Genomic DNA, 15775 nt, shown 5'->3' on the forward strand with positions numbered 1-15775 from the left:
GCTCTGCTCGACCAGATGCCCGAAACCCACATTCTGCACGGCGACAAGGGCTACGATAGCAACGCCGTCCGCCGCAAGATCGAGAGTAAGGGCGCCGCGCCAAACATCCCCCCCAAGGTCAATCGACGCTGGAAAAACTGCTTCTCGCCCGTTCTCTACCGAGACCGTAACGCCATCGAGAGAATGTTTTGCCGACTCAAGGACTTCCGCCGCATCGCCACCAGATACGACCGACTCGCCAAAAACTTCATGGCGGCGGTCTGCATTGCCGCAACCGTCAGTTACTGGTTATGAGTCCTGACCCTAGAGCGCATTCCACTCAAACGAAGTCAGAGTGGAAGCGCGACAAGCCCGAGCGGCACTTGAGCCACGCCAGCCCCGGAGGGGCTGCGGCCTTAGGCAAAATCCTAGAGCCGATTCCATTTGAATGGAAAAGGCTCTAGGCGGGAGCCGGAACCGGCCCCCGCCCAAAGGGTTGACCCGGATCAGACCACTTCGTGACTGACGCCGAACGGACGGTTGAGACGAACCACCGCCAGATTGAGATAGGCCGCGAACGCGACCCAGGCCAGATAGGGAGCCAGGAACCACGCCGCCTCGGTCGAGAACGGCGCGATCCCGACGATCAGGGCCAGCACCGACAGCCACAGGAACATCACCTCGATCAGCGCCCAGTCGGGACGGCGCCAGCGGAAGAACAGCGGATTCCACAAGACATGGAAGACGCCGTTGGCGGCGAACAGGGCGATAACGCGAATGCGGGCGGCTTCGTCGGGGGCGGCTTCCCACGCCAGCACGCCAGCCCAGGCCGCCATGCCCAGGATTACGGCCCAGGCGGGACCGAACGCCCAATCCGGCGGCTGCCAGCTCGGCTTGCGCAGCGCCCGGTACCACGGACCGATCACGGTCATGGCGCCGCCGATGCCGGCAATGGCGACGGCGCACAGCAAGGCTACGATAATGGTCAGGGTCATCTTGCGAACACTCCGGCTAAGCTTCCCGTAGAGATGGTGTGGCATGGCCCCGAAGGCAAGTCAACGACGCGAACCGACGATGGGCCGAAACCCCAGGCTTTCCGCGCCCCTCCGACAGGGTATTATGATACCTCAATGCCAAGTCGTTGATTTTAAACGAAAAGAAATGGATTGACTCAAATCGTCCCTGTGGCATACTCCGCGCCCTCGACGCCGTGTTTGCCACGGTGACGTCAACTGGTTTTGCCGTGGGTGCCATGAAGACCTATAACGCCAAACCGTCCGAAGTAGTTAAGAAGTGGGTTGTGATCGACGCGGACGGCGTCGTGCTCGGCCGTTTGGCTAGCATCATCTCGATGCGGCTGCGCGGCAAGCATCTGCCCACCTACACCCCGAACGTTGACATGGGCGACAACGTCGTCGTCGTCAATGCCGAGAAGGTCCATCTGACCGGCAACAAGCTGGCCAACAAGCGGTTCTATTGGCATACCGGCCATCCGGGCGGGATCAAGGACCGTACGATCGGCCAGCTTCTCGGCGGACGTTACCCCGAGCGGGTCATCGTCAAGGCCGTCGAGCGCATGATCACGCGTGGTCCGCTTGGCCGTCAGCAGATGAAGAACCTGCGCGTCTATGCCGGCGACACCCATCCGCACGAGGCCCAGCAGCCTGAAGTGCTGGATGTCGGCGCGATGAATCCGAAGAACAAGAGGTAATCCCATGGCCGATCTCTCCAGCTTGGCCGATCTTCAGGCCACGAATCCGGCCGCTCCCGTTCATGAGCGCAAGGTCGATTCTTTTGGCCGCGCCTACGCCACCGGCAAGCGCAAGAACGCGATTGCCCGTGTGTGGGTGAAGCCCGGTTCGGGCAAGATCACCGTCAACGGACGCGAGCTTCCGGTGTATTTCGCCCGCCCGGTCCTGCGTATGATCATCAACCAGCCGTTCCAGACCGCTCAGGTCGAAGACCAGTTCGATGTGGTCTGCACCGTCACCGGTGGCGGCCTGTCGGGTCAGGCCGGTGCGGTCCGTCACGGCATCAGCCGCGCGCTGACCTTCTTCGACCCGGCGCTGCGCCCGGCGTTGAAGGCCGGCGGCTTCCTTACCCGCGATCCCCGCGTCGTCGAGCGTAAGAAGTACGGCAAGCACAAGGCCCGCCGGTCGACTCAGTTCAGCAAGCGCTGATCTCGGTTCGCCCGAAAGGCACAAGGATCAAGGGTCTGGAGCAATCCAGACCCTTTTTTCTTGTGCCGATCACGGGCGATAAGGCGGCGAGGTCTCAGGCCGACAAGATGTTGCCCAAGAAGCGGTTCATCTCGTCCTTCAGCACCCGGGCCTGGGCGTCGAGTTCGCGCGAGGCAACCAGCACCTGATTGGCCGAAACGCCGCTGCCGGTCACCGCCTTGTTGACCGTCGCCATCGTGCTGGCGACCAGTTGGGTTCCGGCGGCGGCTTCGTGGGTGTTGCGGGTGATTTCGCGGATCGCCGCACTTTGCTGCTCGATCGCCGAGGCGACGGCGAACGAGATTTCGTTGATGGCGCCAATCGTGCCGTCGATGGCATGGATCGCCTGCACCGCTTCCTGGGTGGCCTGCTGAATCTCCAGAATCTGGGCGGCGATCCCCTCGGTGGCGGTCGAGGATTGCCGCGCCAGAGCCTTGACCTCGGCGGCGACGACCGCGAAGCCCTTGCCGACATCGCCAGCGCGGGCCGCCTCGATCGTGGCATTCAGGGCGAGCAGGTTGGTCTGATTGGCGACCAGCTTAATGATATTGACGATCTCGCCAATTCTTTGCGCCGATTCGTCCAGCACCTGGACCTTACCGCGAGTGCGAACCGCCTCTTCGGCGGCGCGCTGGGCAATCGCGCTGGATTCCTGGATACGGCAACTGATCTCGGCGATCGAGGCCGACATCTGTTCGGCGGCGCTGGCGACGGTCCCGACATTGCCCGACGCCTGTCCAATCGCCGCCGAGACATTGGCGGCCTGAACACTGGCGTCCTCGGCGGTTTCGGTCATCGATTGCGCCGAAACCTGCATGTTCCCGGCGGCACGGCTGACGGATTCGACCACGCTGCCCACACTCGCCTCGAGATTGGAGGCGAATTGGCGCAAATCGCGCTGCTTTTCCTCGGCGACGCGGCGGTCGGCGACCACCCGCTCGGCCTCCAACCGACTGTTTTCGACCGCATGGTCCTTGAACACCAGCACGGCGCGGGCCATCGCGCCGACCTCGTCCTTGCGGTCGCTGCCCTCGATTCTGGCGGTCAGATCGCCTGCGGCCAGGGTGCTCATGATCCCGGTCAGCCGCAAGATCGGATTGGCGATCTGGCGCGAGATCAGAATCGCCGCCGCCAGAGTCCCCAGCGAGACCAGGACGACGATGAGGACGGTGTTCTTCCAGCTTGATGAATTGTTTTCAAGCATTTGGCCGACCACCTTGACCCGCTCGGCCTGAAGGGCCTGAGCCCAGGATTCCAGCCCGGCGCGCAGATGACGGAATTGAACGTCGGCGTCGCCCATCATGATGACGCCATAAGAGGCGTCGGTGGTGCCGATATCGACCGCCTGCTGGGCGGCGTCGCGATAGGTCTTGAACAGCTTGGTGATGGTGGTGGCGCGGTCCGACCCATCCTGGGGGAATGCCGCCGCCATCGCCGCCGCCAGATTCGTCATCTCGGCATCGATTTCCTGGGCGGTCTTGGTCCGCCGCGAATCGTCGGTTTCGTTGGCGGCCGCCGACATCAGGGCGAACAGATGGGAATGGTAGACGGCAACGGAATCCTTGATCTCAAGGCTCCGTTGCGTCTGGACGAAGACATCATTCAACTGAGCGATGTTGCTGTTGACCTCGCGGGCGTTGCTGACGACCAGAACCGCCAGGGCAATCAGAGCGAGGATGCCCACCGCCGGGGCGACGACGACTTTCTGGAAAAGAGGCAAATTGGCGAAAGCGTGCATCGGGTGAGCATCCATCCCTATGGTCAGGCAAAAGAACGCGAACAGATTTTACTGAACGTAATAGCCCGAACCGCAAACGAACTTTTCGGCGACCTTCTCGACATAGACGCGCTTCGGCGCGACCTTTTTGGTGATCGGATTAGGCCACTTGTATTCGACCCAGCCCTTGCCGTCGCCCTTGGCCTTATCGACCACCAGGACGTTGATCAGGACGCCATCGGGATCCTTGAAGCCCAGCACGTTCTTGCCCAACAGGGCCGGATTGCCGCCATGGGCGACGCTGATGCCTTCGAGGGTGTGGCAGAAACCATACAGCTCGCCTTTGACCCAGGGGCCTTTCTGGTCGGAGAAGTCGGCGAACGCCTTGTCGGTGCCGACTGCGGCGACATGCGCGGTCATGCGGGTGACGAACGTTTCGACCTCGTGGGCGGTCGGCTGCGCGTCATCGGCGAGAAGCGGGGCGGACGAGAACAGGATTACGGCGGCGGCGGTCGCGATGGTGCGAAGGGTCGGCATCATACTTCGGTCTCCCTGGCGGCTACGATAGGGTCACGCGCGGCGAGGTGAAGCGGACCGGTGCGAAGACTATTTCAATAACCAAATCCAAGCACTCGCCGAACCTTGATGTATGGAGGCTATCCCAGTCAGTTTAATTTTGTAAACCAGGATTATGATCGGAAATGCAATGTCTCTTTAATTTAAAATTTTTGAAAATTATCCCCAGGTATATTCCCTTATCCTTACCTTAGCTTTTATCTAAAATAGATCTAGTCTCTGTAGGGAAGCTACATTACGGCAAAAAACACAATAAAAACAATTGATTGATTAAAATCGCCCGATTCAATTTTTTCCAATTGAAGCAAGGATAGGACGAGTAATGCGTGCGGTCGCGACCGCGGATATATCAATCATCGGGAGATGATTGAACCCCGACTCGCGGGGTGTGGCTCTCTCTTGGCAAGCGGCGCGACGGGGCGGGCCACCCCAAAGGGACGTGTTGCATACCACGAAGACGGCACCAATACGTGCCGCCTATGTCAATTTATAATTGATAGAGTTTTAATGCAAGGCCCACCGAGCCTTGCTCCCAGCGAGTCCAATCTTCCGTTCGATAGATCGCTCAGCCCATCCTTCGCCAACGCGATGCGATGACAAAATCCGATCCCCGGACTGACTTCGTTTGAGGGGAATGCGCTCTAACCGAAAAGCGACGACACCGACTCCAAACCATTTCTCCTAAAACAAAAGAATAGCATGGCGTTAATGCCGCATTGAAGGTCATCGATCGCTACGCCACACGTAAACAACCATAACGGTCTTATTTTGACTTGTTATAGAACATTCTTCGAAGATCAGGCAACCCGACGTTGATGTAATTGCGATACCGATATATGATTTGGCAATGGTGTTGGGATGCGTAAACCTTAAATGTAGATACTATTCCGAGTAAAACGCCCCAGCACTCCTGGTTTCACGGTTCCTGTGCGGAACCATGAAACAGATGACATTTCTGCCGAAACGGGCCAGACCAAAGGAGAGCAAGATCATGCAGACGGGACAGAACACACCGATCATCGATTGTTTCGGCCGGCCTGTCCCGGTGCTGACTCCCGAGCAACGGGACGCCTTCGATTCCGTCTCCAAGGACGTGGAGGCTGCCCGGAACAGGGTGCTCAGTCTGGACATGAGCAAGCCCCACCACCGCGCCTTCGTGCTCGACCAGTTCGGCGGCGACGAGTATCTCGGGCGCTATTTCCCCTCGACCCGCCAGTTGGTGGAGCGGTCGCGGGCGGCGCACGAAGTGAGTGGCGGGCCGAAGCCCTGGACCCTGATGGAGATTGAGGATCCCGATCTCAGCACCTGGTACCCGCTGGTCAACATCACCTATCTCGCGCTCCAGGAGGACGGCCGCACCGTGATCGGCCAGGGGATCGTGACCCTGCCGCAACCGGCGGCGATGATCACCACCAGCTTCACGCTGTTCGATAATCTAACCGGGACAATCTTCGGGGTGGCGTCGGTTCCCAATCAATACAACCTGACGACCCAGACGATCGAGATCACCGGAACCTTGCCGGAAATAGCCGGGATCGTGAGCGTCACCGCGACTCTGACCGCCCAGATTCTGCTGCCCGGCAGCACCGTCGCGAAACAGATCACCACCTCCGCCCTGCTGACTGGCACCGACATCGTCACCACTCAAAACCGGAGCCCCAACGAATCCGAGTCCGTCGCCGCGATCATCCCGGTTCAGTCGATCACGGTGTTGAACCCCAACCACAACGCCCACCCGACCCGGGACTACATCAAGGTCGGGCTGAACCGCACCTCGTCCCAGGTGGCCGATTGCGACTATTACTACCAGTACGGCAATGAGGGATCGAAGCCGATCGTCGGATTGCAGGTCAACGGGTCGGCGCAATTGCTGTCCGGCTTCACCGTCGCGGCGACCCCCAATTTCACCGGCTCCTGCGTGCTGTTCCGCCGTTCCGATGTCGGGGCCGGGGCAACGCTCGCCTTCCCGGTGTCCAAGATTCCAAGTCTGTGCAGCGGTGGCGGCAACGCGGTGAGTTGGAACATCGGCCCCAGTTGGTTTAGCGGCGCGCCGTGGGACCAAAATCAGGTGATCGACCTCGATTTCACCCTCAATTTCAACATCGTCCCCAACGGCACGGCCTCGCTGCGGGTGACCAGCGTTCCCCAGGCGGTGACGACGCCGTCCAACCTCGCCGCGCTCGTTCCGATTCAGTTCGTGTGGGGCTGTGTCGCGCGGGGCACTGAAATCCGGATGGAAGACGGCAGCACGCGCCGGATCGAGACCTTGCGCGTGGGCGAACGGGTCGCCGACGGCCAGGGCGGCAGCCTGCGGATCAGCGAGGTCTGGACCGGCCACGAGGCAAAGCCGCTTTATCGGCTGGTCACCGCCTCGGGGGCCGAGGTTCTGCTGACCGAGGAGCATCCGGTTCCGACTGCGGACGGGGTGGTGCTGGCCCGCGATCTTGTGCCGGGGATGGTGGTGACAACGGCGCGGGGCGACGAAGCGCTTTGCACGGTCGAGACCGTGTCCCATGACGGCCCGGTGTGCAATCTCGATCTGTTGCCCGACGACGCCGTATCGGCGTCCGACGTCGATGACGACGCGATCACCGGCTTCGTCGCGGGCGGCATCCTGGTCGGCGACAACCGGATGCAGGGGGTGTGGTCGAAACGGGCCAACCGCCGCGTCGAGGTCGATCCGCTTGAGCTGCTGGGGCAGGACTGGCGGCTTGACATCGTCAACAGCGAGCGTCTGGCCCAGGGCCTTCCCCTGGTCGAACGCCTTTCCGTCTAGCCGGAGGCAACGGCCCGGCATGAGCCCCGTCCGGGTGCCTCATGCCGGGTGCCTCCGCTTCATCATCCCCCTGACGTCGCTTCGTTCCTATCGGGGTGCCCCATCATGACCGCCACCGCCACGCCGTCCGCGCCGCTGATCACCTCTGTCAATTGCCAGACCGGCGGAACGCTTCCGGTCTTCGCCCTGACTTGGCAGCCGCAACAGAATTTCCAGGGACCGTTCACCATCCTGGTGTTCGACAGCACCGACGCGCCCGTCACCGGAACAAACTCCAACCTGGGGCCGAACGGGGGAACCTGGACGGCGACCGGGGCGATGGACGCCACCACCCAGTCTTATTATGTCCGGGTCGCGGTCGCGGCCAATACGGGCGTCGTCAGCGACAAGGTCGCCCTGCTGTTCGCCCCCGCCACCGCGATCAAGACCGAGTATGACGGGATCACCCTTTCGGTCGGCTGGACCGCTCCGGTCTCGCAAATGCCCGCTGGTACCTATCAGATCCTGCTGATGACCCCGGCCGGGGCGCAGGCGGTGGTGACGTCGGGCAGCGGGTTCGACCAGATGGTCGTCGCGGCCAATCTGCGCAGATCGACCGGCGAGTGGTCGGTGTACGTGACGCCCCAGCTCGGGATGTCGGGCGGCCCCGACAGCGACGCCGCCACCGTCTACACCCTGCTCCCGGTGGTGACGGCTCTGACCGTGCTGGGAGTCCAGACCACGTCGGGATCGGCGACCGCCGTTCATCTCGGCCTCGACATCACCCTGCCCTCCGCCGACGCGGAGGAAACCAGCTTCGTCGCGGTGTTGAAGGCCGACGGCAGGACGGTGCAGACCTCGGCCCCGATCACCGGCACCTGGGTCGATGGCACCGCCTCGCGGTTCTGCTCGACCAGCGTGTCATTCACCTATCCCTTCAATCTCGCCGCCGGGTTCGAGGTCGCGGCGGCACAATCGACGGCAACGGCGGGCATTGCCACCGGCCCGGTCGGAATCGCCTCGGCTCTGGTCCTGCAAGCCCCGCAGGATGTCTCGGCGACGGTAACGGCACAAGGAAACGACCGCGTCGTCACCGCCCGGATCGCCCCCTTTGGCGGGGTCGGGCTCAATGGATCGCGGATCGCGGTCAACGGCCCCAACACGAGCCACACGACCGGGGCGCTGACGTCCGGCTTCCAGCCCACGCTGACCCTGACGGCCCCCACCATTGGCGGAGCCTACAGCCTGTTTGGCGCCCAGGCGCAGGGCAGCAGCATCGGCCCGTGGAGCGGCGGACTCACCTATCCCGGCGATGGCACCCCCTCGGGCACCGGTCTGCCGCTGATCACCTCGCTGCCCGCGCTGACCTCGATCGCGATCGACGACGGCATCGCGACGCTGCATTGGGGAGCGATCGCGGATGCGGGTCTCGTCGGCTATCTGGTTCAGGCCAGTATCGGCAAAACCGTGATCGCCGAAAACGTGTTTACCGGGACCAGCGGCACCCTGGCGGTCAGCGGGGACGGCATCACTTTCTCGATCGCCGGACTGGGAAGCAACGTCACCGGCCCGGCCAGTCCAGCGGTAACGGCGATCACCGCCCCGCCCAGCCAACCCGGCGGGGTGTGGAGTTCGACCGCGACTCAATGCAGCCTGCACTGGCAGGCTCCCACCGGAAACGGTGCCACACCCGACGGCTACAAAATCGAGATTTTCGACGGCATCACCTCGGTCCATCAGGCGACCGCGACGACCTGTTCGTATCTGGTCCCGGCGGGCGTCCTCAACGGCGCGGGCAGCTATCATTTCTGCGTCGCCGCGACGGCCGCCACCACGCCCGCGCGCACCGGCCCGTGGAGCCCGTCCGCCCCGATCGTTGTCGCCGCTCCCGCCGCGCTTGCCGTGTCGTATGACGGAGCGACACTCACCGCCCGCTGGGCCGCCGTGCCGAACGCGACCGGCTACCGCGTCGCGCTGCTGCTCAACCAGACCGAAAGCGGCACGCCCTCTTTCACCACCTCGCCCGACATTTCGATCCCGCTCGCCTTCGACAGCACCAAGAGCTACCGCCTCGCGGTACAGGCGTGCGGCCCCGGCAGCACCGGCCCGGCCGCCACCGAAGACGTATTTGCCGCCGGACTCTATCCCCACTTCGCGACCAACACGGCCCCGGCGCTGATCCCGGCGAAAAGCCCGGCGATGTCGCCGTTCACGATCTCGATCGGGCTGCCGCAGATCTTCACCGCCACGCCTGCGACGCTGCCCGCGACCGCGCCGTTCGCCCTTGCCGCCGGGACCGCGCCCTACACTTACGTGCTGACGATCGACGGCGCCTCGGCGGCCTCTTTGCCCTGGGCCTTCACGGCGGAGCCGATCCGCGAAGACCTCCGGACCGCCTACACCACCTTCCTCGGCCAGTTGGAAACCGCGGGCGCGACCCCGTTCGGGCTTCAGACCGTCCAGGCGGCAATCGCCCGGGCGATGCCGCAGACCTTCGCCGAAAGCCTGCTCTATACCTATAGCTACACCGGCAGTTCGGGCTATGCCGACCTGCGGCCGGGAATGGTGCTGCGTGTCGAGTATCAGAGCTACCAGACGATGACCGGCGATCTCGCCGATCCCGATCTGCTGAGCGGCTTCATCACCAGCGCGGTCGCGCACTATCCAATCGGACTCGCCGCCACCGACACGGCAAACTTCACCGCGCTCGATACCTTCATCGGGCAGTTGACCGGACTGGGCGGCACCGAGGTTGACGAGCCGGACGTAACCGACCGCAAACAGGCGGGCGCGGGCGGGCTGATCGACAGCGGCTACACCCACATGCACCGGCCGTTCCTGCGGCTGGTCTATCCGCCGGGCTTCCCCTGCACCGACCAGCCCGGCACCCCCTATCCGGAATTCAACGCCCTGTTGATCGCGGCCTCGAAACTGTCCGATCTCGAAACCGCGACCGCCAGCATCCGCGCCAGCGGCGCCCCCGGCAACACTGTCGGTGCCCTGTATTTCCGTGGCCGCACCACGATGGTTCCGCTGATCCGGGTCTGGGTCGATGGGGTCGAGCGGACCGTGCCGCTTGGCACCACGATCGGCCAGATCCTGGCGGAACGGGGGATGGAGCCGTCGGCGGTCGATCTGCCCCTGACCGGGCTGCGGGTGCGGCGCGGCATCGGCCCGGCGCTGGTCGGCTCGCCATCGGTCTATGATTTCACCACGGCCAACGAGGTGCGCCTCGATTGGGCTCCGGCGGGCAAGGCCGCCCTGACCACGCTGCCGCTGCTGGGCGGCGACCGGATCGACTTCGTCTGAGCCAGGAGCGGGCGATGAGCGGGAACGGGGAACCATCCTTCCAGCAATCCGACCCCGGCTCGGCGCTGTATTGGCTGAGCGGCGGGGACGGACGGGCGGGCTTCCTCGCCTCGGGTGAGGTCGCCTTCGGCACCAGCATCACCCTGACGCAGAGTTGGGAGGATGGGCGCGGGCTGTGGTTCTGGCTCGACGCCGCGCCGGACGATCCCGCCGTCTTTGCCGCAAGCCTTGCCGCCTATCTGGGGCTGCTGCCCCCGGTGCGGGGACCGCGCGTCTTGTGGATCGGCGGAGCCAATCGCGGTCCGGCCCTTTGGCGCGGGCGCGGGCTCGGGATGATCCGCCGGGGCCAGACCAATTCGGTCGCGACCGGAACCGTGATCGAGACCGGTTCGATCCGGGTGATCGTCGCGGCGGGCAATACGGTGACGGTCGGCGCGTTCGATGGCGGCTTCGGCGGCTGGGGCTTTCGCCTCAGCGGAACGCCAGGACTGGTCTTCGTCACCGGCAACGGGCTGGTCAACGCGGCAGAGGGCTGGTCGGGACTGAGCTATGGCGACGGCCAAATCGGCTGCGTCGTCTGGCGGCTCGACCTCGCCACCGAAGGCGACGGGGCCTGCGATCTCGCCAAGCTCGGTGCCAGCCTGCGCTTCTTCGGCCCCAATCCGAACGGCGACGGCTCGGCCCGGATGCTGCGGGTCGATCCGCTGCGGCAGACCGGGCCGCTGTCGCTCTATTGCGGCTTCGACCCGCTGGCCCCGCTCGATCCGGCGCGGACCCGGCTTGGGCTGCTGCCCCGCAACGCCACCATCGCCACCCCGCCTTGTTTCGCCACCGGCTACATCACCGCGCGCGGCCATGGGGTGACGCTGGCTCCGCGCACTATCGCCAGCCCGACCCCGCCCGGCTTCGTCCTGGCGGTGCAGCCACTGGCCTGCGGTGGAGCCGACGCGACGAGGGACTCGGTGCCACGGCTCTATTACCTGACCCCGGACGGCGATTTCGAGGTGACGGTGAGCAATTCCGGCCGCGCGCTCGTCACCGCCCAGGTCCAGGACGGCAGCACCGCTCCGGCCGAGCGGCTGCTGTGCGGCACGTCGGGACTGGATTATGTCGGCGTGCCCGCCGCCGCCGGGTCGATCTTCAGCTTCCGCGCCGGCAATGCCGCCTTTGCCCCCCTCCCGGTCGCCGCCGACCAAAGCCAGGCGGGCGAGACCGAGCTTCGCCCGGCCCTGACCGCACTCGGCACCACCGCCTGGGTCTGGATCAGCGATTCCAGCCCGGTCCGCTATTACGCCCAGCCCGAGGACGCGCCGTTCTATAGCGGCGGCACTGCCGGGTTCCTCGATTATCTGGAAATTTCGGCGGCAATTCTGACCAGCGAAGAGGCAACCCCGGCCTTTCCGATGGTCGGCTATGCCGGGCTGTCCCCCGCCCAGGCCGAGTTCGCCCGCGCGATCGAGGCACGCGGCATCGCCCCCGAACGCCGTCGCCAGATCGCCCGCCTGACCGGGGCGCAATGGCTGCTTCCCGCCGAAGGACGCGGGGGAGACGCCCAGGCCGCCGCACTCTCGACCACAATCACCCCCGCCGTGTCGCCACCGGGCCTCGCCATCGGCTATGCCGGGGACGAGGTGCCGTGGGCGTGGCTGGCGATCGGCAATACCGGCACCGCGTCGGACGGATTGCCCGATCTGCGCTTTACCGCAATCGACGGCGCCTTCCGTCAGGCGCTGCTCAGCAACCGGCTGTTCATGGTGCTGGGCAATCCGGCGCTGGTGCTCGCCAACGGCTCGGTCGAGTACCAGCTCACCCCGTCCTCGCTGGGTCTGATCCGGGCCCTGCCCCCCGCGAAGGGCGTCCCGATCGAGGTTACCGACGCGGTCGCCCGGGCGGTTGCCGCCGCCCTCTACCCGGTCTATCCGACCGAAACCGCCTTCAATGCGATGCTGACCCAGGCGGTGCCCGCGATCACCGCCGAGCAGTCGCTGGTGTTCCAGCGCTTTGCCGGTCTGCTGTCGCCTGCGATCGGCGATTGGCTGTTCCGGCTCAGTCCGCGCAACTGGGCCGCGCCCGACCGCGTCGGCCCGAACTGCGCGCGGCTGATCTTCAAATTCGTCGGCGGGCGCTCGCTGGCCGATCTGGTGGCGGACAGTGCGAGTTGGAGCTGGCCCGAAGCCTCGTCCGAGGACGGTCTGGCCTCGACGGCGCGGGAAGACATCCTGGCGATCATCCGCACCGCCCGTGCGGCGGTGGCGACGGCGCACGCCCAATCGCTCGCCTCGCCCTACGAGCCGTTCCTGAAGGTGATCGACGATCCCGACTGGTGCGGGGTGCTGGCGCTGTCGGTCGAGGTGCCGCTCGATTCCCTGCCCGAGCCATTGCAGCCGCTGGCCGCCGGAATCGATCCCGGCAAGTTCTATGCCCATCATCTCGGCCTGAGCGCGACGTCGTTTAGCTCGGACAGCGGGGTAATCCGCTTCAACGTCACCTCAAGCTTCGGCCTGATCGACTATCAAGACCCGATCGACCAGTATTTTTCGAGCGACATCGCCTTTGCGTTCCGGGTCCAGCAACTGACTGTCGGCTTCGAGAACGGGGCGCTTTCGAGCTTCAACAGCACCGTGCAATTGATGGTCAACCGGCTATTCGGGGCGGAAACCCAGTTGTTCCCCAGCGAGCACGGCAACAACATCATCCTCGACGGCGTCTATCAGAGCGAACGTGACGGCGCGGGTGTCCTGCGCGAGACCTATCTGTTCGCGATGCGCGAGGTGGGGACCTTCCAACTGATCCTGGGAGCCCTGCACGATGTCACCGTCGAGCAGACCCGGCTGGCGACGGTGCGGACGGCCGATCCGGCCGGGGGCGACACCACGGTAACCTCGGCGTTCCAGTTGAGCGGTCGGCTCCGCTTCGTCGAGCCGGACTCGTTCGATCCCTTCTGTTGGGGACCGCTGGCCAACACCAGCGATTCGGACGAACGAGACGAATTGAACGGCAGCGACGGGCTGCTCTATTCCAATTACGCGATCACGATGAGCTTCCCGCTGTCCGATCCCCAGGCGGTGAGCTTCACCGTGTCCGAAGCGGCCCTGGCGCTCGATTCCGCCAACAGCCCGGCCCGGCCCAATTCGCTGTTCGCCCGGTTCCCGCTGCGGCTGACCGGGCTGATCGCCACCCCCGATTCCAAGATCACCGGCGGCGCGGACTCGACCTTCGATCCCGAGGCGGCCGGGTTCGTTTCGGTCTCGGCCCCGATCTCGCAGGGCAGGCTGACCCAGCCCTGGTACGGCCTGGTCTACGAGGTCGATCTCGGCACGCTGGGCGCGCTGGCCGGATCGGTCGGCATCACGGTGCGGCTGCTCGCCGCCTGGAGCCCCGCCGGCGGCAAAAAGGGTGCACCCGCGATCTATTTCGGGGTCGCGCTACCGGGAATCGAAAAGGCGCTGGGGATCAGCCTGCCGCTCCAGGGCTTTCTCGATCTCGGCTTTCGCACCATCCAGTTCTCCACCTACACCGACGCGGAAGAAAGACGCCAATATCTGATGCGGCTGCGCGATTTCGGCCTGCATGTACTGGGCTTCTCGTTTCCGCCCGGCCATAACGACATCAGCCTCTTTGGCAATCCCGACCAGACCTCGAACACCAAGCTCGGCTGGTACGCCGCCTACGACAACGGCAAGAGCGACGAGGCCAAGCGCACGACCGGTTCGGCTCAAGACGGCAGACGGCGGATTCAGGCGGCGCGTCCGGCGCGGCGGATCGCCCCGCCCCCCGCCGACGGGGAAAGACGATGAGCATCGGTCTCGCCAGAATGGAAGGGCTGTGGTGCGGCCAGGGCATGGCCCATCTGCTGAAGCTCTATCACGATCCCTATGCCGATCCGGACCGGACCGCGCCCGACATGATGGCGCTGTTCGATTTCGGCACCAGCGATGATGGACTGGATCAATCGAGGGAAGTTCTGGGCGTCGCCGCCCCGGTCAAGACAATCATCGACGCGCTTCAATTACAGATGAAAGCGGGGAAGACGCCGACGCTCGATCTCGTTCTGTTCAGCCATCAGGACGAAGATCACTGGAAGCTGATCGGCGAAATGCTGAATCAGGTTAAGATAAACAAAATACCACTATCAATAACAAATATTATTTACGGTGGAACGGGATGGAAAACAAAAGCAAAAGCCACGATAGGCAGTCTTGAGACTTATCTTTCAAGCACTCCGAAAAAGGCAAAAGCCCTCAGCTCGGGCTATACCGATTACCAATATCCTGCCCTCGCCCCTAGCATCACATTATCCTTGGACGACGTTCATGTCCGAACCTTGATCGCCTGCGACCCCTCCGCCAAAAAATCGGTCCTTAACGGCAGTTCGGCCGTCGTCCTGATCCAGCTTAAGAATTCTGGATTCATCCTGCCCGGCGACGCGACCTTCCAGACCCTCGTCGCCGCCAGCACCAAATTAAAACTCTGGCCCAACAGTCCGTTACCCTTCGTCTACATGTTGTCGGCCCCGCATCATGGAGCCTTGTCCACGATGACAAGCAAGAACCTTGGCGACGCGAGCGGGCTACCGGAACTGGACGAATTCATCGGATTGACCCGACCCTATTCCGCCTTCGCGAGCGCAGGTGAAGAGAGCAGTTATAAGCACCCTTATCTTATCGTCATGAAATCCGTCAGCAAATATGCAAGTAGTTATGAATTTCCAGAACCGCACAATGTCGTTGTCTACCAAAAGAATGATAACAACACCGGATGGCTAGTCATAGAGGATATAAACAGAAATACATACACGACTGTAACCGATATCAAAGACCCACTTCCGACCGCCGACTGGTTGTTTGAAATAAACTCCCTAGGTCATTTCAGGACCAGCGCACGTTTCTACAAAGGCGGACAGCGCATTTTCGATGGAATCCCCGAGGCCGATCCGGCCATCGTCGCCGACGAAGACGAGGATAAAGACATGGGGGATGGAACATTCGACAGCACCGCCCAGTCGCGCCAAACGCGGCCGCTATTGCTGACACGCCCCCCGTTGCCCGACCCGATTCCGGGCTATGCCGTCCGCTCCAGCGGTGTTTTCGCCAGCCGCACCCCGGTCGAACCCGGCCGGGCGGAACCGGCCCACCGGTTCGGCGCGACGGCGCGGCCGCTGCCGCCCAATCGCCGCGTCCGCGTCGCCCCCTCGGGGGACGGACGATGAATTCGCCCCGC

Annotated in this window: 10 protein-coding genes; 7 read left to right on the forward strand and 3 right to left on the reverse strand. The window is 63.8% G+C overall.

The annotated features are described in order from the left end of the window. On the forward strand, positions 1 to 294 hold a 294-nt coding region (locus tag BLW40_RS10495), incomplete at its 5' end, for an IS5/IS1182 family transposase (protein WP_074768322.1). A 191-nt stretch (positions 295 to 485) separates the two neighbouring features. Here BLW40_RS10495 and BLW40_RS10500 read toward each other — a convergent pair. Continuing rightward, positions 486 to 974 carry a TspO/MBR family protein gene (locus BLW40_RS10500; RefSeq protein ID WP_074768324.1) on the reverse strand — a complete coding sequence of 163 codons (489 nt, stop codon included), beginning with the start codon at positions 972 to 974 and terminating at the stop codon, positions 486 to 488. Between the two features lie 257 nt (positions 975 to 1231). Here BLW40_RS10500 and rplM point away from each other — a divergent pair, with 257 nt between their 5' ends. Next, a complete protein-coding gene (rplM, locus tag BLW40_RS10505; protein ID WP_074768326.1) occupies positions 1232 to 1690 on the forward strand; it encodes a 50S ribosomal protein L13 in 459 nt (152 codons plus the stop codon). 4 nt (positions 1691 to 1694) lie between these two features. Then, positions 1695 to 2159 (forward strand): 30S ribosomal protein S9, encoded by a 465-nt coding sequence (gene rpsI / locus BLW40_RS10510; protein ID WP_074768328.1) that lies wholly within the window; start codon positions 1695 to 1697, stop codon positions 2157 to 2159. A gap of 94 nt (positions 2160 to 2253) precedes the next feature. Here the strand turns inward: rpsI and BLW40_RS10515 are convergent, their stop codons facing one another. Beyond that, positions 2254 to 3936: a methyl-accepting chemotaxis protein gene (locus tag BLW40_RS10515; RefSeq protein WP_170834558.1), complete on the reverse strand. Its 1683-nt coding sequence runs from the start codon at positions 3934 to 3936 to the stop codon at positions 2254 to 2256. A gap of 48 nt (positions 3937 to 3984) precedes the next feature. Further along, positions 3985 to 4455 (reverse strand): cache domain-containing protein, encoded by a 471-nt coding sequence (locus BLW40_RS10520; protein ID WP_074768332.1) that lies wholly within the window; start codon positions 4453 to 4455, stop codon positions 3985 to 3987. Between the two features lie 1165 nt (positions 4456 to 5620). On the opposite strand from BLW40_RS10520, the gene BLW40_RS10525 reads away from it, so the two are divergent. The 4 genes from BLW40_RS10525 to BLW40_RS10540 all read left to right on the forward strand — a co-directional run bounded on the left by BLW40_RS10525 (position 5621) and on the right by BLW40_RS10540 (position 15764). Then, complete coding sequence (locus BLW40_RS10525; protein ID WP_244511137.1) at positions 5621 to 7267, forward strand: Hint domain-containing protein; 1647 nt, start codon at positions 5621 to 5623, stop codon at positions 7265 to 7267. Between the two features lie 105 nt (positions 7268 to 7372). Continuing rightward, positions 7373 to 10555, forward strand: coding sequence for an autotransporter outer membrane beta-barrel domain-containing protein (locus BLW40_RS10530; protein WP_074768334.1), 3183 nt, complete (start codon positions 7373 to 7375; stop codon positions 10553 to 10555). 14 nt (positions 10556 to 10569) lie between these two features. After that, positions 10570 to 14352: a hemagglutinin protein gene (locus tag BLW40_RS10535; protein WP_074768336.1), complete on the forward strand. Its 3783-nt coding sequence runs from the start codon at positions 10570 to 10572 to the stop codon at positions 14350 to 14352. Beyond that, a complete protein-coding gene (locus tag BLW40_RS10540; RefSeq protein WP_074768338.1) occupies positions 14349 to 15764 on the forward strand; it encodes a ComEC/Rec2 family competence protein in 1416 nt (471 codons plus the stop codon). Before BLW40_RS10535 ends, BLW40_RS10540 begins: the two co-directional genes overlap by 4 nt. Positions 15765 to 15775: the final 11 nt, after the last annotated feature.

It is taken from the genome of Magnetospirillum fulvum (genome assembly GCF_900108475.1).
Taxonomy (GTDB): domain Bacteria; phylum Pseudomonadota; class Alphaproteobacteria; order Rhodospirillales; family Magnetospirillaceae; genus Phaeospirillum; species Phaeospirillum fulvum_A.

Coding starts and splice junctions, on each gene's coding strand:
- rpsI (WP_074768328.1), top strand. CDS start 1,695: ATGGCCGATCTCTCCAGCTTGGCCGATCTTCAGGCCACGAATCCGGCC.
- BLW40_RS10520 (WP_074768332.1), bottom strand. CDS start 4,455: ATGATGCCGACCCTTCGCACCATCGCGACCGCCGCCGCCGTAATCCTG.
- BLW40_RS10525 (WP_244511137.1), top strand. CDS start 5,621: ATGAGCAAGCCCCACCACCGCGCCTTCGTGCTCGACCAGTTCGGCGGC.
- BLW40_RS10515 (WP_170834558.1), bottom strand. CDS start 3,936: ATGCACGCTTTCGCCAATTTGCCTCTTTTCCAGAAAGTCGTCGTCGCC.
- BLW40_RS10500 (WP_074768324.1), bottom strand. CDS start 974: ATGACCCTGACCATTATCGTAGCCTTGCTGTGCGCCGTCGCCATTGCC.
- rplM (WP_074768326.1), top strand. CDS start 1,232: ATGAAGACCTATAACGCCAAACCGTCCGAAGTAGTTAAGAAGTGGGTT.
- BLW40_RS10535 (WP_074768336.1), top strand. CDS start 10,570: ATGAGCGGGAACGGGGAACCATCCTTCCAGCAATCCGACCCCGGCTCG.
- BLW40_RS10530 (WP_074768334.1), top strand. CDS start 7,373: ATGACCGCCACCGCCACGCCGTCCGCGCCGCTGATCACCTCTGTCAAT.
- BLW40_RS10540 (WP_074768338.1), top strand. CDS start 14,349: ATGAGCATCGGTCTCGCCAGAATGGAAGGGCTGTGGTGCGGCCAGGGC.